The organism is Spirosoma gilvum, from assembly GCF_054776815.1.
Map to the genome: position 1 here is coordinate 268,557 of NZ_BAAHBH010000012.1, position 22,984 is coordinate 291,540.

Consider the following 22,984-nt stretch of genomic DNA (forward strand, 5'->3'; position numbering starts at 1 on the left):
AACTCGGGTGGAAACGCGTGATTTTTAACCAAATTACGGGTTTCCACCCGAGTTACCCGCGTTAACGAATTTTTTTCGACGAAATGTACAACGTCATAATACCGGCGAAGATGGTAGGAACGGCATAAATCAGAAAGTTAGTGACCATCGACAGGCCCATGCCGATCAGGACGCCACCAACGGCTGGCCCGATAATACCTCCCAGCCGACCGATACCGATCGACCAGCCTACACCCGTCGTGCGAAACTCGGTTGGGTACATACGGGCGGCCACGGCGTACAGCCCCACAAAGCCCCCCTGTATACCAAAACCTAACAAAGCAAATAAGAGTAATAGTAAGGATGAACCCATAAACAGACCAAAGGTTGCCATCAGCACGCCCGTCATAATCAGGAAGATACCAATCGTTTTTTTGAGGCCGACCCGGCTCGAAAAGTACCCCTGGGTAATGATTCCGAAAAAGGCCCCTACGTTGAACACCGTTCCGGCATAAATGGCTAATTCGATGGAAAGGCCTGCGTTGGACGCAAGTTTTGGAATCCAGCTAGTCAGAAAATAAAGTGTCGCAAAAGCCAGAAACAGGGCAATCCACAACTGGATTGTTGGGGTTTTATATTCGCCATCTAAAACCGAGGTAAGCGGAATACCCTGTCGTCGAGTGGGCTTCGGTGGCAGTACCGACAGCGTGTTCAGACGCATTCGGTCCAGAATGACATTCGCCTTAACCAAAGCATCGGTTGGTTGCGACTTCAAATAAAATTCCAGCGATTCGGTCAGGAAAAACTGGATAATGGGAAGAGCCCCCAGGGTTGCCAAACCCGCTAACTGGAACATGGTTTGCCAACCTGATTCTGGAATAACCCGAGCGGCTACCAACCCCGACAACACAGCCCCAACCGGATAGCCGCCGATAGCGAAGCTTACCCAGAAATCCTTTGTTTTGTCGGGCGTGTACTCAGCCGCCAACGCTGCCGTACTGGCCAGCATACTACCGATGCCTAATCCACTGACAAACCGAAACGCGATTAAATGGATGATTGCCGTTGACTGGGCCGTCAAATAAATGCTGAATCCCATAATGGCCGCACTGATCAGAATCATGGTTTTGCGGCCAATACTATCGGCCAGGGGAGCCAGTAGCAATGCGCCAAAGGTCATTCCAAATAAGCCCGAGCTGAAGACAATACCCAGAGCTTCGGGACTGGAATTCCAGCCTTTGGCAATCGCTGGGGCTGCGTACGAAATCACCATCACGTCCATACCGTCGAGCATGTTCATCAGAAAGCAGATCAATATGGTAGTATATTGAAGTCGCGTGAGGGGCTGATGGTCGAGCAGAGATTTAGTGCTTACTTCCATTGGTTAGAGGGGTTTAGGGCATTCGATTCAGGGTATCCATTGTGGCGACTCCCGTGGTCTGTATCCTCACAGGCCACTTGTGCGACAGCCAGGTGTTTCCTTTGGCAGAGTGGCCTGTGTTCTCACAGGCCATGGAAACTGATTTCGCTCAGGTTAAACCTAATAGCTTTATGGCATTCTCTTTCAATATCAGGGGTTTTACTTCGTCTCGGAAACCCGCTTCGTGGAAATCCTTAATCCAGCGTTCAGGCGTAATGAGGGGGAAGTCAGTGCCGAACAGCATCCGGTCTTTCAGTAGCGTATTGGCATACTGGACCAACTGTTTCGGAAAATATTTGGGCGACCAGCCGCTCAGGTCGATATAAATATTCGGTTTGTGCATGGCCACCGAAAGGGCTTCGTCCTGCCAGGGCCAGCTTGGGTGGGCAATGATGATCGGGTTGTCGGGAAAATCGATGGCTACGTCGTCCAGATGGATTGGATTCGAATACTCCAGCCGCAGTCCCCCGCCCCCGCGTACGCCCGAACCGAAGCCGGAATGTCCCGAATGAAACAGCATTGGAAGCTTATATTCGGCAATGACCTCGTAGAGGTGATAGGCCATTCGGTCGTTTGGGTAAAACCCTTGTACCGTTGGGTGAAATTTAAAGCCTTTAATGCCATGGTTTTCGATCAGATCTCTGGCTTCACGGGCGCCCATGCGGCCTTTGTGGGGATCGATACTGGCAAAGGCAATCATCACATCAGGATTGTTGCGAGCGCCTTCGGCCACTTCTTCATTCGGAATCCGACGCTTACCAACATTAAACTCCGAATCGACCGTGAACATAACAAAGGCCATGTTCTGCGACCGGTAATAGTCGGCCGTTTCCTGGATGGTTGGGCGCTTATCCGATTTGAAATATTTGGCAAAAGCCTCATCAAGTTCCGGCCGAAAGTCGTCATGCGGATGCCAGCAGGAGGCTTCGGCATGTGTATGGACATCAATGGCGACGATTTTACGTGTATCGATCATATAAAAGAGCGAAAGAATGAAAGAGTGAAAGAGCGAAAAGAGAAAGGGATGCGTCAGCCACTCTTTCGCTCATTCACTCTTTCGCTGTTTAGTTTATAAAACCTGCGGCCGGTTTCTGGCCTGTTTTTACCCACTTCCGAAGTGAATTGAAAGCCTGAGCGGTTTGTTTTGGGGTAAACTGGCAATGACCTCGTCCGTTGGTGTATTTAACTGTAAAGTAGGCGTCTTTCTGCTGTTGATGCACCATATTTTCGAAATTGACGACCCCATACGTGGGCGGAATCAACTGGTCGTAAATCGTATGCATCAATAGTACGGGCTTATTGATATTGCCCGTCCGGTCGTATTTGGCGAACACCGTATTGGGGTCCGCCGTTGCTGCTAGCCGTTCTGCTTTCTGGTTCACTTCCAGGTCGTTCGGGAAACCGCTGTAGACGGTGTTGGTATTATCGAATGGATTACCTTTTGCTTTTTGAGCCAGATCGCGCAGGACATTTTCATTGAAGAACAGCGAGGAGGGCAGGTCGTCAAGTTGTAAGTCGAAGCGTTTGGCAAAGGCAACGGCCAGAGCGGAATCTTTAGCCAGAATAGCCGATCGAATCGCCTTTGCTTTTGTGCCCAGTGCCTGTATGGGTTTCGCCTGATAGGGTTTCGACAGGTCAAAAATGTCGGCTAATGACGTAACGATGCCCGGAAACAACCCGTTGAAGGTAGCATACATATCGAACTCTTTGCGGCATTGTAAATACGGTCGACTTGCAAATGGACAGAGTGACAGGCCCCCGTTGTAAGTAGCGCCAAAGTTTTCGATGGTAGCCAGCGCAACCCCGCCCCCCATCGAATGGCCAACCATGAACGTTGAATCGGGCTTCCCGTAGGTTTTGACAAAGTGTTGTCGCAAGGCTTCCGTATCATCTACGCCTTGCGGTAAGGCAAATCCCTGATACTGATAATCCGACGCAGCCACCGCAAAACCTCGTTCCAGAAAGGGTTTCATTCGGTTGGCAAAATCTGGATTCTGGCTTTGCAACGGGCGAGCACCCATAAACTCATACCCATGCGCATACATGACCAGCTTCCCTTTCCAGTCTTGTGGAAACAGAATCACATACCGCGCCCCGCTAATACGTCCCGTATCGACTTTCGCAACCAAACTTTGCGCAAACGATTGGGTGGAAAAGATTGAGATTATCAGAAAGTTCAGGACAGTTTTCATAGTTTCTTTAGAAGCTTTTTTGTCATCCCGAGGAATGAGGGATCTTCGGGTAACTGTATCGGCTCGCCCGAAGATCCCTCGTTCCTCGGGATGACAAAAAGCCGTTTTTACGCTGTCCCCCAGACTTTTTGGGCGGTGCTAACGACCAATTCAATTTTGCGCCATTGGTCGTCGTAGGTCAGGTCGTTGCCGTGGTGCGTTGACGAGAATCCGCATTGTGGACTCACACAGAGGTTATCCAGCGGCATAAACTGAGCAGCTTCGTCAATGCGTTTGCAGAGATCGTCAATATCTTCCAACTCCCGCACTTTCGATGAAATGATACCCAACACTACCATCTTGTCTTTCGGTACAAACCGCAACGGAGCGAAATCACCTGAGCGTTCGTCGTCGTATTCGAGGAAGTAAGCATCGACGTTGATTTCGTTGAACAGCACTTCGGCCACCGGCTCATAACCTCCTTCGGCAAACCAGGTGCTGCGGTAATTGCCCCGGCAAAGGTGAATACCTACCGTCAGATCGTCGGGTCGCCCATCGATCACGGAGTTGATTAGCGCTGCGTAGGTTTTGGGAAGAAGGTTGGGATCTTCACCTCGTTCAATAGCCGCAGCCCGCATTTTGGGGTCGCATAGGTATGCCAGGTTAGTGTCGTCCAGTTGCAGGTACCGTAACCCTGCCTGATAGAGATGGTCGATCTCTTCGCGGTAAGCCACGGAGAGGTCATGAAAAAACTCGTCCATATCGGGGTACGATGTGATGTCGATGGATTTGCGGCCACCCCGGAAGTGAATCATCGTGGGCGACGGAATCGATACTTTCGGCGTTTGAGTCGTTACGGACTTCAGGAAGTTAAAATCGGCTACCTGAATGTCTTTAACGTGTTTGAGCTTGCCTGTTACACTCAGTACGGGTGGTTTAAATCCATCTTCAGCCACTTTCGCATTCGGATTCGCGTCAATACCACCGGTTACTGTCACCCCAGCCAGTTCTTTCAAAAAATCGAGGTGGAAATAATCCCGGCGGAACTCGCCATCAGTAATGGAGCGCATGCCGGTTGATTCCAGTTTTTTAACGGTTTCGGCAATAGCCTGGTCTTCAATGGCCCGTAGCTCGTCGGCCGTAATTTCGCCTTTTTTCCATTTCAGGCGGTTTTCTTTCACTTCCGGGGTGCGCAGTAGGCTACCCACATGGTCGGCACGAAAAGGAGGAGTTTTCATTCGGAAATAGGTGATTTAATAATGTTGTAGGTTGGAAATTATGTAAATGAATAATGGATAATGAATGATGGATAATGGAGTGTAAGGTCAATTAGTCATTGTTCATTTTACATTATCCATTATTCATCATCCATTATCCATCATGGAATGACTGTATTCAGGGCTGTAAAGCTGGTGGATCAGATGAGGTCGGTTGGCTAAAATGGCTCGCTGGTTCAGGGAACCTTTATCGGTTATCTCGCCCGTGTCGATGGAAGGTGGGTCGTGGGCGACAATGATTTTCCCCAGTCGGTCAGCACTGCCCATCGCGGTCTCGTTAAGCTTGCCAAGCAGTTGGTCAACAAAGTCAGTTACAGCCATTGCCTGAAAAGCGTCCCGGTAGTGAACGTCGGAAGAAAGCTTGGCTAGTTTTCGGCAGGCGTCGGCGTTCAGGAAAAGAATGGCGCTGGCATAATCCCGGTCGAGTCCGGCGATGACAGCATCCTGCACAATGGGCGAGCCAGCGGCAATGATTTTCATGCGAAGTATGCCCACGTTGACCCAGGTGCCGGTCGATAGTTTGAAATCTTCCGCAATCCGTCCGTCGAAGACGAGTCCTTTGCTGGGGTCGGCTTCATCCAGAAATTTTACCGCATCGCCTGTTTTGTAATACCCCTCTTCGTCAAACGCTTTTCGGCTAGCTTCTTCATTGCGCCAGTAGCCGGGTGTAACGTTTGGGGCTTTGTAACGGGCTTCCAGTTTACCATTGTCGGGTACCAGTTTTACGCTCATACCCGCAACCGGTACGCCCAGAAGCCCCGAAAAGCTGCCGCCCCAGTTGGCAAAGAGGGCCGATGGCCCCGATTCGGTACAACCCAGACCCGTAATGATCGGAATTCGCTCACCAATCGTCTCGACGGCTAGTTCTTCCAGCCGATTCCAGATGGGTTGTGCCAGACTGGCTCCGGCATAAAACAGCATGGAGAGCCGGGCGAAAAAGGTTTTCCGTAGTTCGGGTTCGCGCTCAAAATAGGGGATAAGCATCTCGAAACCTTTCGGAACATTGAAGTAAACGGTTGGCGAAATTTCCCGGAGGTTCTGCACCGTCGTTTCAATACCGGCGGGAGTCGGTTTGCCATCGTCGATATAGAGCGAACCGCCATTGTAGAGCGCCAAACCAACGTTATGATTGCCGCCAAAGGTGTGGTTCCAGGGAAGCCAGTCGATAAAAACGGGTGGCTCGGTAGCCATAAAGGGAAACGTCTGCGTAATCTGCTGCAAATTGGCGCACCACATACCGTTTGTGTTGATTACACCTTTGGGCAGTCCCGTTGAGCCAGACGTAAACAGAATTTTAGCAACCGTATCGGCGGTGACACGCTCAAATGCCTGATCGACAGCTTCGGTCGGTTGCGTGATCAATAGCTCAGAAAAGTCGGTCTCGCTGCCGGGCGTGGCTGTGATGATGAGAACTTCAGGGAAAAGCGATTTGGCTAAGGCAATGGCTCGTGCATACGCTGTTTCGTTCTGAACAAAAACGACTTTGGGCCTCATCACCTGCAAACAATGCTTCAGCCGTCCCAAATCCGTCGACAACAGCGAATACTGTGGTGAAATAGGGCTGTAGGGAACGCCAATGTGCAACGCTGCCAACGCCAGTAAGGCATGTTCGAGACTGTTTTCCGACAGAATGACGATCGACTCGTCGGGGCTAATATTCTGGTCAAGCAGATATTGGGCAATGGCTTTTACCTGCTCCAGCGTGGTCCGATACGATAGACGAATCCATTCCCCATCTGCTGCGCGACGAGCCAGAAAAGTAGCCTCCGGGCGGTGAGTGGCCCAATACAACAACTTTTCACCCGGTTTAGTGGGGTAAGAACCCAAAGGCTGTTCCAGTTCTAACCGGATGGAGCCATCGGCATCAACCTGTTTTCGGGTAGTCGTCGGCCCGAACGCGATGGTTTTATAAGGAGATGTCATTGGGTTTAGGAGTTAGGGTTTGCTTACTGTCCAACTTTTTTGGCGCGTCCTTCCAGGAAATCGGTCAGTCGCTGTTTGGCTTCGGGGGATGACTGGGCAATGGTGGCCATCAGACTTTCCATTAATAGTCCTTCCGATTGGGATGAATCGGCAATGCGGGGGAGTACGTGCATCAGGGCGTAGTTGGTCATGGGGGCGTTCTGTGCAATTTTTTTTGCCAGTTCGATTCCTTTTGCCAGTCCTTCATCAGCCATAGTCACGTACTGTGAAAATCCCATCCAGACGCCTTCTTCAGCCGAAATGGTTCGTCCGGTAAACATCATATCGGCCATACGAGCCGTACCAATCAGCTTCGGTAGCCGCACTGAGGCTCCACCACCCACAAAAATGCCCCGTTGCCCTTCGGGTAAAGCATAAAACGTACTGGCTTCGGCCACCCGAATATGACAGGCCGACGCAATTTCCAGCCCACCACCTACACAAGCTCCTTTCAGTACGGCCACGACCGGAACCTTGCCAAACTGAATTTTATCGAGCGCCCGGTGCCACATGCGTGAATGATGCAGTCCCTCAATGATGTCCCGCTCCTGTAATTCGGACAGGTCGAGACCAGCGCTGAAATGGTCGCCTTCGCTATGCAGTACAGCGCATTTTACTCCGTCTGGAATGTTGGAAAAGGCTGATTCCAATGCCAGAAGGAGCGCATCATTGACGGCATTCCGTTTTTGTGGACGGTTCAGTTTGACAAAAAACAGTTCGTTGTCCTGCTCTATTTCCAATAATGCAGCCATTTTTTTGTGGTCATTGATAGTCATTAAGTGGTCATTAGGTTGTCATTTTATGGTCATTCATTGCTTGCGGTTAATTAGCTGTTTAAATTATTGACGCTAGTCTCAAAACGGGTGCTTTTGTCATGCTGACGCAGGAAGCATCTTGAGGTTTCTTTACTCTCAGGTACGCAGTCTTTAAGATGCTTCCTGCGTCAGCATGACAAAAGCATTCATTCGCTTATTATCAAAAGTTTAAACAGCTTCTAAATCGATAAATGACCACTGAATGGCTATCAATGACTCCTATTACTTTACCTGCCAGACCGTGATCTGTACGTTGTCTGGATTCCGAATCGCCGTAGCGATAAAGATGGCGTTGTTCATCCAGTCGTATTTACCGGCTGGCGCTTCAAACTTGGGTACCGTTCGGAAATAGTATTCGCTCGGACTTACCTGTTCGCCACGACCAATACGCGCAGCTACTTCGGGCGTTGCCACTCGCAGACCGGTGTTGGTAATGTAAATTGTGGTTCCATCAAGGGTTTTGAGTTGATAGTGCGCTTCCAGTTCGGCTACTCCGTCTTTCCGGACGATTTGCCAATCGGCACCGCCGGGTAGGATTTCGCCTTTGATGCGTGGCCCTTCAAACGTACCTCCGGTAATGGGGATGATGCGTCGTAAGCCGTGAGGAGTTTCGCCGACCACATAGGGAGCCCCTACTTTCACGCTCAGTTCACAGACAAGCTCTAGCTGGGGGACGTCGTACCGCTGTGGTTTCTGAGCGAGTACGCCAGAAATTGACCCAATCAGCGCAAGCAGGATAAGCACTTGTTGAAACCTCACCCCACTCCTAAAACAGGAGAGGGGCTTTTTACACGTCATGATGTTGAAAAAATGTGAGTGTTTCATAGCTTTTCTTAATTCACTCGTTCCAGAATGACGGCGTACCCCATGCCGACACCTACGCACATAGTGGCAAGGGCGTAGCGTTTTTGCTGCTTTTGTAATTCAAGCGTTGCCGTTTGAATCAATCGTGCGCCCGACATACCCAGTGGATGGCCTAAGGCAATCGCGCCACCATTGGGGTTAATCCGTGGGTCATCGTCGGCCAGGCCCAATTGTCGGGTACAAGCCAGCGACTGGGCTGCAAAGGCTTCGTTGAGTTCGATTACGTCTATATCGGCCAATTGCAACCCTGCTTTTTTGAGCACTTTTTGTGTAGCCGGGACCGGGCCAATGCCCATAATGCGTGGTTCTACACCGACCACGGCCGATGCCACAATTCGTGCTTTGGGAGGTAGCTGATACCGATTGATAGCCTCTTCTGACGTGATGAGGAGGGCGGCTGCACCGTCGTTCAGGCCCGCTGAATTGCCGGCCGTTACACTTCCTCCGTCTTTTTTAAAAGCAGGTTTCAGACTGGCCAGTACATCAAGTGTGGTATTGGGCTTCGCAAACTCGTCGTAGGTAAATAAGAGGGGAGCCCCTTTTTTGGTTGGAAGTTCAACAGGCATGATCTCCTCTGACAACCGGCCTGATTGCTGAGAATGTGCCGCCTTTTGCTGTGACCGATAGGCAAATAAGTCCTGATCCTCCCGGCTGATATTGTACAACTCAACCAGATTTTCGGCCGTTACACCCATGGCATCGGTGCCATACCGGGCCTGCATTTTCGGGTTGATAAACCGCCAGCCAAAGCTGGAGTCGAACAGTTGAGCGTCGTTGCCAAACGGTTTCGAGGTTTTCGACATTACCCACGGACCGCGCGTCATGTGTTCGATGCCTCCGGCTATAAATACGTCGCCATCACCCGCTTTGATCGCCCGATTGGCATGAATTACCGCTGACATACCCGAAGAACACAGCCGGTTGACGGTTTCACCCGGAACCGTGTAGGGCAGACCAGCCAGCAACAACGCCATTCGGGCCACGTTCCGGTTGTCTTCGCCCGCCTGGTTATGACAGCCGAGTATCACGTCATCGACCGCTTCGGGTGGCAGGCCAGGGTTGCGCTTCAATAGTTCTTTGATCGGTAATGCCGCCAGGTCGTCGGCCCGAATGGTCGAGAGGCTTCCGCCGAAACTTCCAATCGGGGTACGGATGGCGTCGATGATATAAGCTTCGTTCATAGGTGAAAGAGCGAAAGAGTGAAAGAGCGAAAGAGCTTGTTGGCCGGATGGCTTTCGCTCTTTCATTCTTTCGCTCTTTCGCTCATTAAAAAGTTTGCACTTGTCTTTGCCTGTACTTCCTCCAGTGTTGCACCCGGCATGAGTTCTAATAGCGTTAGTTTTCCATCAGGATACGCAAATACAGCCAGGTCCGTGATTACCATATCGACTACACCGGTGGCTGTGAGTGGCAGCGTACACTGAGGGACGATCTTAGATGAACCATCTGGATTCGTATGGGTCATAGTGATGATTAATCGTTTTGCGCCTTTCGCCAGATCCATTGCCCCGCCGACACCCAGTAACGGCTTGCCGGGAACAGCCCAGTTGGCCAGATTCGCCGACTCATCAACTTCCAGCCCGCCCATAATGGCTACATCGATATGACCACCCCGAATCATGGCAAATGAGTCGGCACTATCGAAATAGCTGCTACCTTTTAGGGCGGTTACGGGAATCTTTCCCGCATTGACCGGATAATCCATCGCCCCACCGCCATCAGTCGGAACAGGGCCTACACCCAACATGCCGTTTTCGGTGTGGAGCATAATGCCCTGCTCGTCGGTAATCAGGTCGGCAACGAGGGTTGGTATGCCGATGCCCAGATTGACCACATCCCCTTTTTTTAGTTCGGCTAATGCCCGACGGGCCATGTTCATCCGTACCTCGTCTACTTTTTTGGACGACGATACCGATGCCGACATGCCCAGGTCTTCGGGTGTAAGGGTAGCCTGCACCAGATAATCGACAAAGCAGCCAGGCGTATGCACACATTCGGGAGCAATCTGCCCGACGGGTACAATTTCTTCGACTTCCGCAATAACCAGATCGGCGGCTGTGGCCATTGCCTTATTAAAGTTATTTTCGGTCATTCGGTATTGCAGATTACCCGCCGTATCGGCTCGCCAGGCCCGAATGAAGGCTACATTACCCCGAATGCTTTTGATAAACACATGCTCAACACCATCAATTACCTTCGTTTCGCGCCCTTGTGCCAAAGGCGTACCAGCCGATGTCGGCGTATAGAATCCGCCAATTCCGGCTCCGCCTGCCCGTATCGCTTCGGCTAGTGTGCCCTGAGGTAGTAATTCATAGTCAACCAGACCACTTTGGGCTGCTTTAACGGCGTCGGGGTTGGACGTAAAAAACGAGCCGATCAATTTTTTGAGTTGCCCATTCCGTAAAAGCCGTCCGCCACCAAGACCTGTTTCGCCGGTGTTGTTGCCAATAAACGTCAGGTTTTTGGTGCCTAGCTCGGCCAATGCGTGCATCAGATGAACAGGGTTTCCTGTCATACCAAAGCCACCCTGCAAGAGTGTATCGCCATCGCGTACCAATGCGGCAGCCTGAGCCAGTGTCAGAATAGGTACTGTTTTCATCTAAAAACCTCACCCCAACCCCTCTCCTGTTTTAGGAGAGGGGCTTTTTCATGCTGCGGGATATTGCAAAAGCATGAAGATTCGTAAAATGTTTAGCAGCGTTAACCGCCTAATAAGTCAATCCTTCGTCGTACTTAAACAGGGCGTAGCCTGGACCTTCCAGATAGCCCGGTACATCGGTCTTCTGATTTTGAACGGCTGTTTCTGAAACGGGGGTTGCAAACGGCATTTTTCCGGTTGGTTTAAATTGTCCCGTTACAATGTCCAGAAGGGCGTCGGTGGTTGTACCAAAGGTGGCCAGCACACCCAAAAACCTTGACTGAGTACTCGAATTGTAAATTTCATCGATGACCCAGGGATTGGTATAGTTTATCGCCAGGATCGTTGGTTTTTTAGCTGTGAGCGCATTGATATACTCTACATCTACCTGATTTTTTGATAGAGAGAGGTAAATCGGCGCGCCATTGGAAGCAAACAACGACCGGGAACCGGGCGTAATCCAGAGCAACACAACATCGGCCTCTTCCGGCGTTTTTACGAACTCCACATTCTGTCTTGGCAGCTCGGTGTATACCTTACTGGCACTGGCGTTTGGATTTTGTTTGTAATAGGATTCGAAATAGACCTTCGTTTTAGGGCGTAATGGGAGCTTTTTATCTTCATTTCGCAACAACACAATGGACTTTCGCATGGCGATGTCGGCCTTTGCCTGGAAGGCTGCGTTTCCTACCGTGCGTTCGGCAGCCTCTTCATCGACATACGGATTCTCGAACAGGCCGAGGTCAAACTTTTCCTGCAACAGCCGCAGTACGGAATCATCGACCAGCTTTGGGTCAACCATGCCACTACGTACAGTTTCGAGCAATTTGGATGGATCGGCTGTACCTGAATAGAGGTTGACACCCGCTTCAAGGGTGCGCTTGTAGCGTTCGGTGATCGATAGGTTTTCGGCTCCCCAGGGCATCATTTCGATGGGGCCTGTGTCGGAGTTAATGATTCCTGTGAACCCTAATTCGCCCCGCAGCAAGTCGTGGATTACCCCTTTATTATAAGCGTAGGCAATCTTTTCGTACTTGGTATCCAGGGGCAACGAGTAGTAAGGCATGATGGCCGATGTACCTGCTTTAATGGCGGCTTTAAAGGGAATCAGGTTATTGGTGAACATGCCGCCCGTAAATCGCTCGGATTTGCCCCAGTCGAAGTGGGGGTCCTGTCCGCCCTCACCAGCACCCCCGCCCGGAAAGTGTTTGACCGTCATGGCAACGGAAGATGAGTTCAGTTTAGAGCCTTGAAAACCCAGAACCAGTTCTGTCATTATACGCCCTGCCCAGTCGGCGTTTTCACCAAAAGTGCCTTCGATACGTTGCCAGCGGGGTTCGGTAGCTAAATCGGCCATGTACATGTACCCTTTACGGAGCCCAACGGCTGCCCACTCCTGCCGGGCTATGTCGGCAAATTCGCGGATTAGTTTCGGATCACGGGTAGCTGATAAACCTAATTCACCCGGCCAGGTAGAGAAGACCGTTTTGCCGACGCTCAGGCCAATCGACGCATCCTTGGTAATGTGATTGCGAGGGTTGGAAGCAACAATAGCAGGGATACCCAGACCATCGCTTTCGCAAAGTGCCTGTAATTTATTGGCCCACTCAGCCGTAACGCGGGCGCTGGCATTGGCTCGCAGGATAAAGTGCCGTAGGTGAAAGGTTTTAACCGCTTTGGTCGTTCCGGCCGCATTCATAATGGGCGTAGGCAACGGCTTTCGCGTAAACATATTGGTTTCGGCCACCAAATCGTCCTCATTGAAGTCGCTACTGATCGGCTCCTTGTTTTTAGGCGCTTCAAACGCCCAATCGTTCTTCAGGCGGGTCGTACTGATCAGCATAAACCCGACTTTGTCTTCCAGCGACATTCGGGAGAGCAGGTCACGACTCCGTTCGGCCGACGATAACCGCCAGTCTTCGTACTTATCTAGCTGGCCATTGCGGTTTAGATCTTTAAATTGAAGCTTTCCAATTGTCAGAATTTTTGCCGACCGTACGCCCAGCGTAGGTTGTGTTTTCGGAGGCTGGGCCCAACTTATGGCTGTTTGTATCGTACCAGAAACGATTAGCAGCCCATTCAGAATATAGGGCTTTATCGGCAGTCGGTTCATGCGTTTACGGGCTGGGTTAATGAGGTTACGGGATTGATTGAGTTGCTGGCTTGTTTGGCCGCCAGACCAACGTAGTTTTCGGCGATCAGGGTCGATGCTGTCGGGCTGGTTACTAATTGATTGAATCGGGATGTCTGCAAATGTGCGTCAAAAGAGGAACGTTCGGGATTATGATGCATTAGTTCGGTCATGAAATTGGAAAACTCCTGTACCCGCCAAACTCGACGCATACAACAATCGGTGTAGTTGGCCAACTCGTTGGAGTTACCATCCCGGTACCAGCTCATCAGGGCATTGAAAAGTTGCTCCGTGTCGGCTACGGCCATATTCAGCCCCTTGGCCCCTGTTGGCGGGACAATGTGAGCCGAATCGCCCGCCAGGAACAGCCGCCCGAATTGCATCGGTTCGCTCACGAAGCTGCGCATGGGTGTAATGGTTTTCTCCAGAATTGGCCCTTCGGTCAATGTCCAGCCATTGGTGCCGAGTCGAATCTGCAATTCAGCCCATATGCGTTCATCAGGCCAGTCGTCGAGGGTGTCGGTTACAGCACATTGCACGTACAACCGGGAGATTTCGGACGAACGCATGCTGTGCAGCGCAAACCCACGCGCGTGATACGCATAGATAAGTTCGTCGGTCGAGGGGGGTACTTTGGCCAGAATACCCAGCCAGCAATACGGGTAGGTTTTGTCGTAAACAGTGCTTAACCCGGCCGGAATCGTAGGTCGGGAAATACCATGGAAACCATCGCAACCCGCTACAAAATCGCAGGTGAGGGTGTGATTTTCTCCCTGATAGGTGTACTGGATGGTTGGTTTATCGGTTTCCAGACCTTCAATAGCCGTGGCCTCAGCTTCAAACAGAAGGTCACCACCCGCGTCGAGCCGGAGTTGAATGAGGTCTTTTACCAGTTCGGTCTGGGCGTAGATCGTTACCCGGGAGCCACCCGTCAATCTGGCCAGGCCGATACGGTGCCGTTGTCCGTTGTAGCTTAAAATGACCCCATCATGCGTAAGTCCTTCCCGATCTAGTCGAGCTGTAGCACCCGCCTGTCGGAGCACATCGACCGTATTCTGTTCGAGTAAACCCGCTCGCTGACGACTTTCAACCCGCCCTCGTGATCGGTTTTCCAGCACGACCGACCGAATGCCCTGCCGATGTAGTAGCTGGGAAAGAAGCAGTCCAGCCGGACCCGCTCCGATGATGCCTACCTGCGTGTGGTGATTCATGGCTGACGCTCCTGTAAAATTTCCTGGGCGGCATGAAACGCGGCATTGGCGGCTGGCAGCCCGCAATACAGCGCCGAATGCATAATGACTTCCTTCAATTCATCGATGGTGACGCCATTGTTGAAAGCCGCCCGAACGTGCATTTTAAATTCACTTTCGCGGTTGAGGGCAATCAGCATACCCAGCGTAATCAGACTGCGAGAATGACGGGTTAAGCCGGGCCGTGTCCAGATTTCACCCCAGGCGTAGCGGGTGATGAACTCCTGAAAGTCAGCGTTGAAATCAGTAATTGCTGCATTGGCCCGGTCTACATGTGCATCGCCTAAAACGGCCCGCCGAACGGTCATCCCCTGATCATATACATGTTGCTTAGGTGATACCGACTCCGAAGGCTTGGTTTGTGCGGCTGATTCCTGCAAAAATGCCAGCAGGAGTTGGACTACGACATCGGCCTTTTCAACAACCGACATATGGGCTACCGATAACTCGCAAAGCTGGGCATTCGGTATTTCCTGCTGCATAAACTGGCCGTCGGAAACGGTCGTTACGGGGTCGTAGGTGCCCGCAATGATGAGCGTAGGAGCCGTAATGTGGTGGATGGACGCTCGTAAATCTGCATCCCGAATGACAGCGCAACAGGCGACATGCCCTTCGGCTGAATTGGCCTTAATCATCGCTAGCAAGCGTGCTGTTGCTTCTGGGTTCGCCTGTTGAAACTCACTGGTCAGCCAACGATTCAGTACGGCATCGGCAATGGCCGAAATACCCTGTTGACTAACGGTGTTAATGCGTTCATTCCAGCCAGCAGCGGTCCCGATTTTGGCGGCTGTGTTGCAGAGAACCAGCTTATTGATGCGGTCGGGATGATGAACGGCCAGCCATTGTCCAATCAATCCACCCATCGACAGGCCACAAAAGTTGACTTTTTCTATACCTAGTGAATCCAGTAAGCCTAGCGCATCCCGCCCTAAATCGGCTAGACTGATTGGGGCCAGAGACGATGGTGTTTGGCCATGACCGGTTGTATCGTAGCGAAGAATCCGAAAATGAGGTCGAAGCGGCTCCACCACATCGTCCCACATGGTTAAATTAGAACCCAGCGAATTGGAAAAAAACAGAACAGGGCCTTGCGCTGCGCCTTCCAACTGGTAGTGGATTTGGTTTTCGTTTATCTGTAGGCTTGGCATGGTTAGGGTTGAGTAGTCAGATTCTGTTGCATCCGGTCGGTATCGACTTCAAGCGTTCGGATCAGGTCATTGGCATGATGTAGGTTAGCGGCTGTAAGCGTAACCAGTTCCCGGATAACCGACCATTCGCTGTGCCAGGCTCCGGCGGCCCGTTCGTGGGGTTGGTTCATTGAGCTTAACAAACTGGCTACTAAGCTGGGTGTGCGGTGGGCAATGGCTACCATGAACGTCGACGTTACCGGATTTCGCTTGTGGGGCATAGACGATGAACCACCCTTGCCTTCGGCAGCCCCTTCCCGAACTTCGCCTACTTCCGTTTGCATAAGCAGGATAATGTCGTTCGCCAGTTTACCTAGTGATCCATTCAGAATACCTAGCGTGGCTGCCAGATCGGCCAGTCGATCCCGTTGCGTATGCCAGGCCGTCGTTGTAGCGCTGAGCCCCAGGGTTGCCGCTACCTGTTCGCAAATCGTACTATAATGTTTGCCAAATGATAACCCATTTCCGACTGGGCCGCCCAACTGCACCACCAGGCATTCCTGACTGACTCGATCCAGGCGCTCGGCGGAGCGAAATAACCCACTGAGCCAGCCCGTTAGTTTGTCGCCGAAGGTGATAGGTAAAGCCTGTTGCAAGAGCGTTCGACCCATCATCGGGGTATGCTGATAGGTTTGCCGAAGTGCCGTTAGTTGATTGATGAGTTCTTCCAGATTGGCCTTGATAGCTGTAAAGCACTGATTCAACTGGCATACCAACGCGGTGTCGATCACATCCTGACTGGTTGCTCCCCGGTGTACGTATTGAGCTACTTCCGGGTTTTTCAGGTGAACACGTTGTCTGAGTTGGTCAATAAATGGAATCGCCGGATTGCCTGCCAATAGGGTTCGGCTTTTAAGCCATGCGATGTCCCAATCGGTTTCGGCACAACAAGCCTGGATGGTTTCAGCCGCTGATGCAGGTATATCACCTACCAACGCCTGTGCGCTGGCCAGCGCCGACTCGAACGCCAGCATGAACCTTAGTTCGGTGTCGTCCGAAAAAAGGGCTTCCATCAGCGGAGTGGTGAAAATTGAGTCGGCCAGCACAATGGTAAAAGCTATAAGTCGAAAAATACGGTTTCGTCAGTACCCTGAAGCCGAATGTCGAACTGGTAATGACCTTCCCTGTTCTTCATAGCGATGAGCGTGTGTCGCCGTTCAGCATCAATAGAACGGAGAAGAGCATCCTGCTCGTTGGCATCGGGTTCATCCGAAAAGTAAAGCCGGGTGTAGAGCGTTCGCAGTGAACCGCGCAGAAACAGGATGACATTGATGTGCGGGGCCGAATCGGTGGCAGCAGAACCCGGTTTAACGGTCGTAAACGTAAACTGATTCGTCCGGGTCGTGCCTGTACCCAGACGACCGAAACCAGTAAAAGTGGATTGGCCGGGTGGGTAGGCAATGGGTTCGGTATTGTATTGGCCCTGTCCGTCGGCTTGCCAGCATTCGATCATGGCGTCAGACACAGGCTGGCCGCTGCCATCAAAAATGCACCCGGAAACGTAAACCAACTCTGCCGAATGGTCGAGTGGGTTCACCATGTCTCCTTCAGCCAGGCTATTGAAGTCGTAACCGTATTGGTGAGCTGTCAGGCCGTAGGCGAAAAAAGGGCCTACCGTTTGCGAGGGGGTTATCGGTAAGTTTGTCATTTACTCAAACGGGGTTTGATTCCGGCCATTCAGTACAATATTGAATTCATACGCCAGGGCAAATTCCGGCTCGGTCCAGTCCATGCTGAATTTCGCAATTAGTAGTTCACGGGCATGCGTTGGAACGGACTGAAAAATTGGGTCGTAGGCAAACAGCGGATCGCCGGGAAAGTACATCTGCGTAACCAGCCGCTGATCGAGATGAGGACCGATTACCGAAAAATGAATATGGTTTGGACGCCAGGCGTTGTAATGATTGCCCCAGGGATAAGCCCCCGGTTTGATCGTATAAAAGGAGTACCGGCCTTCCGCATCGGTGAGCAAACGCCCGGCTCCTAAAAAGTTGGGGTCTAGGGGAGCATCGTGAATCTCTGCTTTGTGAATATACCGACCGGCGGCATTGGCCTGCCAGATTTCGACCAGCACATTCGGCAATGGACGTCCCGACGCATCCAGCACACGGCCCGCTATTTTAATTCGTTCGCCAATCGGCTCGCCATTTTTACGCGCATTTTTGGTCAGGTCATTGTCCAGCGCACCGATACAGGAATCACCAAAAACGGGCATCCGCAGATTTTTCATCTGATCGGGCACCAGCATCAACGGGCGAGTCGGACTGCGCAGGATGGTAGACTTGTATTCCGGCGACAGATGCAACGGATGGTTGCTCAATGGAACGGCTTGAACAAGGTCAGTTACCGTGGTCGGTTCATCTAGCTGAGCGCTTTTAAGCTCCATGTGGGGTTTGTTTCGGTGGTAAAGGCAGGGAGGACAAATCTATGGGGAAGGTGCAATATTTTCTTGGATGATTCTAAAACAAGCTTGTACAAATAGAACATAAGTGCGATATTCGGCCGAATAGTTGTCTTTTTCGAACATGGCCCGGCACGGACTCAAGAATTACAAAGGCTTATACGGTGACCACCGGTTGCCCTTCCCGGAGAATTTTATCCATCATGAGTTGCTGGCCGTTCGCAGTAAACTGTACGGTTGGGAAATCGACCAGCATCTGCACACCGACTTATACCAGTTGTTCATTTTTACAGAAGGAAGTGGTATCGTATTGTCGGAGCAAAGGCGAATTCCGCTTCGGCCACCCTGTGTACTGATCGTTCCAGCTAACACACTACATGGTTTTGCGTTTCAGGCTGGTATGGATGGCGAAGTATTCACTATATCAGAGTCATCGCTGGATCAACTCCTCCGCGACTCGCAACATATTCGACTAGGATTGAATCAGCTTCAGCAAGTAACGTTCGACGATACTGGGGTTTCGTCTGATGAAATACTGTGGCTTAAGGATCGGCTCATTCGGGAGTTGGAAACCGATCAGCCGGAGAAACAAGGGATGCTGGAACATCTGACGCAACTATTATTAATCAGTTTATATCGAACCAGCCTGCGTTCGGAAGTACCCGTTCAGAAGTCGGACAATCGAACACTGACGTATTTCCTTTCCTTTCAGAAGCTGATTCGCCAGTCGGTTCACGAGCCAAAAACGATTCAGGCATACGCGCGTGAGCTTCATATTACCACCGTTCATCTGAATCGAATCTGCCAGTCGATTGTCAATAAATCGGCTTTACAACTGGTACACGATTATCTGACCGCTGAAGCCAAAAAATACCTTCTGAATACGACTTATTCCCTATCGGAAGTCTCCTATCTGCTGAATTTTAAAGATCCGGCCTATTTCTCTCGATTGTTCAAGAAACAGACCGGCCTATCACCCAGAGATTTTAGAAAGCAACAGGAGTAGTGTGATGCCAAATGGCTCTTTCCGTGGCCTGTGTCCTCACAGACCACAGAAAGGGAAGGCTCTGTTTGTGCGCACACATACCAAACAATCTTCAATATTTTGTGGATTATATTCGTTAAAAGTAAGACCCGCCCGAATTTGCGTTATCTTGGGCGCGGAAAGTTCTGCTCACTTACCTATATGAAAACCATTACGTCGTCTGCGCTGCTGGTGGTGTTGGGTCTGGCCCTTGGCTTGTCGGGCTGCAACTCGGCCATGCAAGCTTATAAAAAAGGCGTTCGCCACTTCGATGCAGGAGAATATAATCTGGCACTGACTCAGTTTGAAAAAGCCAGCAAAGGAACCATCGATCCGGCCCGTCTGAATTATTACGTAGCCGAGTCGTATCGGCTCTCGAACCGTTTTGGCGAAGCGGTACCCTTCTATCAAAAAGCCATTGATGCCAATACAACCGAGCCAACTGCCCGGTTCAATTATGCCTATTCTCTCAAATCGCAGGGTAACTATGCCGAAGCACTCAAGCAATTGCAGGAGTTTGTTGCCAACGCGCCAAAAAATACAGCCAAGGCTACCCTGGATAAAGCAAAGCGGGAGGTTGAGACTCTAAAAGCCATCGACATTATTGCCAAAAATAAGTCGATGATTACCCTGCGGAATATGGCCAATTTGAACTCGCCCGGAGCCGAGTTCGCACCCGTTGTGCGGGGAGAGGAGTTGATATTTACGGCCTCGCGGAAAGAGCAGATGTATAAAAATAACGGGCAGCATATGCTTGGTTTATACAAAACCAAGCTCAATCAGAGGCCCGACGAAACGGGTACGTCACCCGCTCCCGAACCCTTTAGCACCAATGTCTTTCAGGGTGATGTCAACGAAGGAACGCCTGCCTTTACGAAAGATGGTAAGACGATGGTTTTTGCACGGGGCAATAACGGAAAACGCAAAGGTGGTCTGGATGTTGATTTGTTTATCAGTCGATTAGGTGAAGGGGGCGTATGGAGCCAACCGTTACGGTTACCTATTAGCGACTCGACAGCCTGGGACGGTTCACCCGCTTTTTCGGGCGACGGTCGTACGCTTTATTTCGCTTCGAACCGGGCTGGTGGCGCGGGTGGCATCGACCTCTACCGGACCAGCATCGACGCGTCGGGGCGGTTTAGTCGTCCGGTCAATATGGGCCGCGATATTAATACCCCCGGCGATGAGATGTTTCCGTATGTTGGTGCCAATGCCAAACTATACTTTGCCTCGGATGGGCATCCCGGACTTGGTAAACTGGATGTATTTATCGCCACGCGCTCAGGTGGGGTTACGCGTGTCGAAAACATGGGACAGCCGATCAATTCACCAGCCGACGATTTTGGCCTGATTTATACCGATCCGAACAAAGGATTTCTGGCTTCGAACCGGTCAGGCGGCAAAGGCGACGATGATATTTATTTCTTCCAGGAAGGACCTGATTCGGACACCACGACGATTGCCCAAAATCCACCGGCCAACGCCCCAAAAACTGTCCGTTATTTTCTTGCCGGTACGGTTTCCGCCAATGAAACGCCTATCGCTCCCCTTGACTCGGCAACAGTGAAAGTAATCGACGATGCAACGGGACAACCCATTGGCGAAGCGGTGACGGACAAGCCAGGTACATTTGGAAAATACTCGTTGCAGGAAGGAAAAGATTATACCGTTCTAGCTCAACGGAAAGGGTACCTGACCCGCCGGGAGCAGTTCACGATGCAGGGGAGAAGTATTCCACAGATATTCCTGACCAAACCGCAAACCGACACGACCTTTACCGTCGATTTGCTGCTCGATAAGGCAACACTCAACAAAACGTTCGTGCTGGAGAATATCTATTACGATCTCGACAAATACAATATTCGCTCGGATGCGGCTGTCGAACTTGACAAACTCGTGACGATTTTGCAGGATAATCCGACGCTGAAAATTGAACTTGGCTCGCATACCGATGCTCGTGCCAGCGATGCCTATAACCAGAAACTGTCGCAGAACCGGGCGAAGTCGGCCGTAGAATATATTGTCTCAAAGGGTATCGATGCCGACCGGCTTACCTATAAGGGATACGGCGAAACGCAGCTGATTGTGAAGAACGCGAAAACCGAAGAAGAGCATCAGCGCAACCGCCGGACGGAGTTCAAGATTCTGGAGTTATAAACGAAATCGACGGCAAATAAAAACGCCAGCCTTCAACAAACAGGGCTGGCGTTTTTACGTTTGATCGGTATCTGGTCAGCAGAAATCCATTACTACTTAACCAGCAATTGAGTACGCTGTTGTTGGCCGTCCTTTACAACTACCAGTGAGTAAAGCCCAAAGGATAGTGTATTGACTGGTTGGAGAAGCAACTCCTGGTCGTTGGCTCGCGACTGGTTGATGGGTACTTCAAAGCCAAGCAAATTATACAGACGCACATCGGTCGACGATTTTTCAGGAATCACCAGTCGAAACGACGCACCCGATTCAACCGGATTAGGATATACAAACAATCGGTCAGAAAGGCCCTCGATAGGGCGATAGATGGAAATAATGCGTGTACTGTTGGTACTTCCATCCAGATCGGTTTGTACGAGCCGATAATAATTATGGCCCAGAGCGGGGGTCTCGTCAATGTACGTGTACGTTTGTGTTTCCTGGCTTGTTCCCTTCGACTGTACTTTCCCTACGCTGTCGAATGACTTTAAGTCGGTACTCCGCTGTATTAAAAAATAATCCGCGTTTTTCTCCCAGGTAGTTGCCCATTCGAGCCTGACGGTTCTTTCTTCGGCGGTACCTTTCCAAAATAGCAAGCTTACGGGCAATGGATTCGCTTCAACTGCGAATGAGCAGGTAGCATCGCTGCTGGGGTCGGCAATGTTCAGGACAACGAGACGAACCGGATTGGAACCGCAGGCTGTATAACTCGACCCTGTAGTGACGCCCATGCCCAGGAATCCTTCGTTACCTGTTGCGCCCCGATCATCGATATAGCCTGTATTTCCGTTGGCATCTACATTCTGAATAAGTGTCGCTTCCCGGTGGCCCCACGACGCGCCAGAATCCCGGTAAAGCCAGTTAAAAATAGCTTGTTCAACTGCATACGTAGCTGAGCCGCCACAGGCAAAATAGATGTTTTCGGACCTACTCATCGTATACTGGCCTGCACCATTGCGTTGTAAACAGTTTGTAGGATACGTGGCTTCTATCCGCTGGGAAGGTGTTGTGCCACCTGAGCCTGTATGGGTAAATAGATTATTGTTGTACAGATAATCGGCATGGGCCTGAGCGGTATTATCCAAAGCGGTTTCGACCCCTTCCAGTGGTTTACCCAATACGGCTCCACTGCCGTAGTTGATTCCAGCTCTGGCGGCTCGTTCGGCATTGATCAGATAGAGCGCCCGCTGATTGTCGGAAAGAGTAGCGTAGCTGGATGGGAGAGTAAGGTTGCCTAATGAGTTGGTCGCTAAACCTAATTGTGTTTCTTCGGCGCGTCGGCCTTTGTTAAAAGCAGCCACAATCTGGGCTGTCGATGAAAAAAAAGAACTGGGTGCAAAATCGGTTTCGGTAGGAGAGGTCAGGCCAACGTTTGCGGTAAGGTTAGCAGGTGCTTGTGAAAATACACTGTTGTTGCATAAAAGGAATAGTGACAAGAAGCCAGTTTTCCACCTGTGGTGTAAAGTTTTATTCATTTTTACATGGGTTAGTCGTTAAAAAGCTATTCGCTATTTTCCCTGAAATCTATCTTTTTATATTTATTTTTAGGACTTTCGCTTAAAGAGTAAAAATGGCAACTTCACAGCATGATAGCTAAGCAGGAATACATCGAATACTTGATCAGTACGCCTTTTAACTATACCTGTACCAACTTGGCTGAACATAAACCTAA

Annotated in this window: 18 protein-coding genes; 2 read left to right on the forward strand and 16 right to left on the reverse strand. The window is 50.8% G+C overall.

Annotated elements, in window-relative coordinates; genetic code table 11:
- Nucleotides 1-61 precede the first annotated feature (61 nt).
- From ACYVFD_RS28345 to pcaH, 15 genes are all read right to left on the reverse strand, one after another.
- Nucleotides 62-1,360, reverse strand: a complete 1,299-nt coding sequence (locus ACYVFD_RS28345) for an MFS transporter (protein WP_461093894.1) — start codon at nucleotides 1,358-1,360, stop codon at nucleotides 62-64.
- A gap of 148 nt (nucleotides 1,361-1,508) precedes the next feature.
- A complete protein-coding gene (locus ACYVFD_RS28350; protein WP_461093895.1) occupies nucleotides 1,509-2,375 on the reverse strand; it encodes an amidohydrolase family protein in 867 nt (288 codons plus the stop codon).
- Nucleotides 2,376-2,463: 88 nt separating this feature from the next.
- Nucleotides 2,464-3,591: an alpha/beta hydrolase family protein gene (locus ACYVFD_RS28355; protein ID WP_461093896.1), complete on the reverse strand. Its 1,128-nt coding sequence runs from the start codon at nucleotides 3,589-3,591 to the stop codon at nucleotides 2,464-2,466.
- 107 nt (nucleotides 3,592-3,698) lie between these two features.
- Entirely contained in the window at nucleotides 3,699-4,808 is a 1,110-nt protein-coding gene (locus ACYVFD_RS28360; protein WP_461093897.1) for a 5-methyltetrahydropteroyltriglutamate--homocysteine S-methyltransferase, read from the reverse strand.
- Between the two features lie 126 nt (nucleotides 4,809-4,934).
- The gene (locus tag ACYVFD_RS28365) at nucleotides 4,935-6,770 is read right to left on the reverse strand and encodes a feruloyl-CoA synthase (RefSeq protein ID WP_461093898.1); all 1,836 of its coding nucleotides are present in this window, start codon (nucleotides 6,768-6,770) and stop codon (nucleotides 4,935-4,937) included.
- Between the two features lie 23 nt (nucleotides 6,771-6,793).
- Nucleotides 6,794-7,561, reverse strand: a complete 768-nt coding sequence (locus ACYVFD_RS28370) for a crotonase/enoyl-CoA hydratase family protein (protein WP_461093899.1) — start codon at nucleotides 7,559-7,561, stop codon at nucleotides 6,794-6,796.
- Between the two features lie 285 nt (nucleotides 7,562-7,846).
- Nucleotides 7,847-8,449, reverse strand: coding sequence for a DUF3237 domain-containing protein (locus tag ACYVFD_RS28375; protein ID WP_461093900.1), 603 nt, complete (start codon nucleotides 8,447-8,449; stop codon nucleotides 7,847-7,849).
- A gap of 8 nt (nucleotides 8,450-8,457) precedes the next feature.
- Nucleotides 8,458-9,669, reverse strand: a complete 1,212-nt coding sequence (gene pcaF / locus ACYVFD_RS28380) for a 3-oxoadipyl-CoA thiolase (protein ID WP_461093901.1) — start codon at nucleotides 9,667-9,669, stop codon at nucleotides 8,458-8,460.
- Nucleotides 9,670-9,731: 62 nt separating this feature from the next.
- On the reverse strand, nucleotides 9,732-11,087 hold the full coding sequence (locus tag ACYVFD_RS28385; RefSeq protein WP_461093902.1) for a 3-oxoacid CoA-transferase: 1,356 nt from the start codon (nucleotides 11,085-11,087) through the stop codon (nucleotides 9,732-9,734).
- A 109-nt stretch (nucleotides 11,088-11,196) separates the two neighbouring features.
- Complete coding sequence (locus tag ACYVFD_RS28390; RefSeq protein ID WP_461093903.1) at nucleotides 11,197-13,239, reverse strand: glycoside hydrolase family 3 protein; 2,043 nt, start codon at nucleotides 13,237-13,239, stop codon at nucleotides 11,197-11,199.
- Nucleotides 13,236-14,468, reverse strand: a complete 1,233-nt coding sequence (locus ACYVFD_RS28395) for a 4-hydroxybenzoate 3-monooxygenase (protein WP_461093904.1) — start codon at nucleotides 14,466-14,468, stop codon at nucleotides 13,236-13,238. The genes ACYVFD_RS28390 and ACYVFD_RS28395 overlap by 4 nt, the downstream gene beginning before the upstream one ends.
- Complete coding sequence (gene pcaDC / locus ACYVFD_RS28400; protein WP_461093905.1) at nucleotides 14,465-15,655, reverse strand: bifunctional 3-oxoadipate enol-lactonase/4-carboxymuconolactone decarboxylase PcaDC; 1,191 nt, start codon at nucleotides 15,653-15,655, stop codon at nucleotides 14,465-14,467. The genes ACYVFD_RS28395 and pcaDC overlap by 4 nt, the downstream gene beginning before the upstream one ends.
- Nucleotides 15,656-15,657: 2 nt before the next feature.
- Entirely contained in the window at nucleotides 15,658-16,740 is a 1,083-nt protein-coding gene (gene pcaB / locus ACYVFD_RS28405) for a 3-carboxy-cis,cis-muconate cycloisomerase (RefSeq protein WP_461093906.1), read from the reverse strand.
- 11 nt (nucleotides 16,741-16,751) lie between these two features.
- The gene (pcaG, locus tag ACYVFD_RS28410) at nucleotides 16,752-17,342 is read right to left on the reverse strand and encodes a protocatechuate 3,4-dioxygenase subunit alpha (protein ID WP_461093907.1); all 591 of its coding nucleotides are present in this window, start codon (nucleotides 17,340-17,342) and stop codon (nucleotides 16,752-16,754) included.
- A complete protein-coding gene (pcaH, locus tag ACYVFD_RS28415) occupies nucleotides 17,343-18,080 on the reverse strand; it encodes a protocatechuate 3,4-dioxygenase subunit beta (protein WP_461093908.1) in 738 nt (245 codons plus the stop codon).
- 139 nt (nucleotides 18,081-18,219) lie between these two features.
- Here pcaH and ACYVFD_RS28420 point away from each other — a divergent pair, with 139 nt between their 5' ends.
- Both ACYVFD_RS28420 and ACYVFD_RS28425 read left to right on the forward strand, forming a co-directional pair.
- Nucleotides 18,220-19,101, forward strand: a complete 882-nt coding sequence (locus ACYVFD_RS28420; RefSeq protein ID WP_461093909.1) for a helix-turn-helix domain-containing protein — start codon at nucleotides 18,220-18,222, stop codon at nucleotides 19,099-19,101.
- A gap of 180 nt (nucleotides 19,102-19,281) precedes the next feature.
- Nucleotides 19,282-21,276 carry an OmpA family protein gene (locus ACYVFD_RS28425; protein ID WP_461093910.1) on the forward strand — a complete coding sequence of 665 codons (1,995 nt, stop codon included), beginning with the start codon at nucleotides 19,282-19,284 and terminating at the stop codon, nucleotides 21,274-21,276.
- A 92-nt stretch (nucleotides 21,277-21,368) separates the two neighbouring features.
- On the opposite strand, the gene ACYVFD_RS28430 is transcribed toward ACYVFD_RS28425, so the two are convergent.
- Nucleotides 21,369-22,748, reverse strand: coding sequence for a T9SS type A sorting domain-containing protein (locus tag ACYVFD_RS28430; RefSeq protein ID WP_461093911.1), 1,380 nt, complete (start codon nucleotides 22,746-22,748; stop codon nucleotides 21,369-21,371).
- Nucleotides 22,749-22,984: the final 236 nt, after the last annotated feature.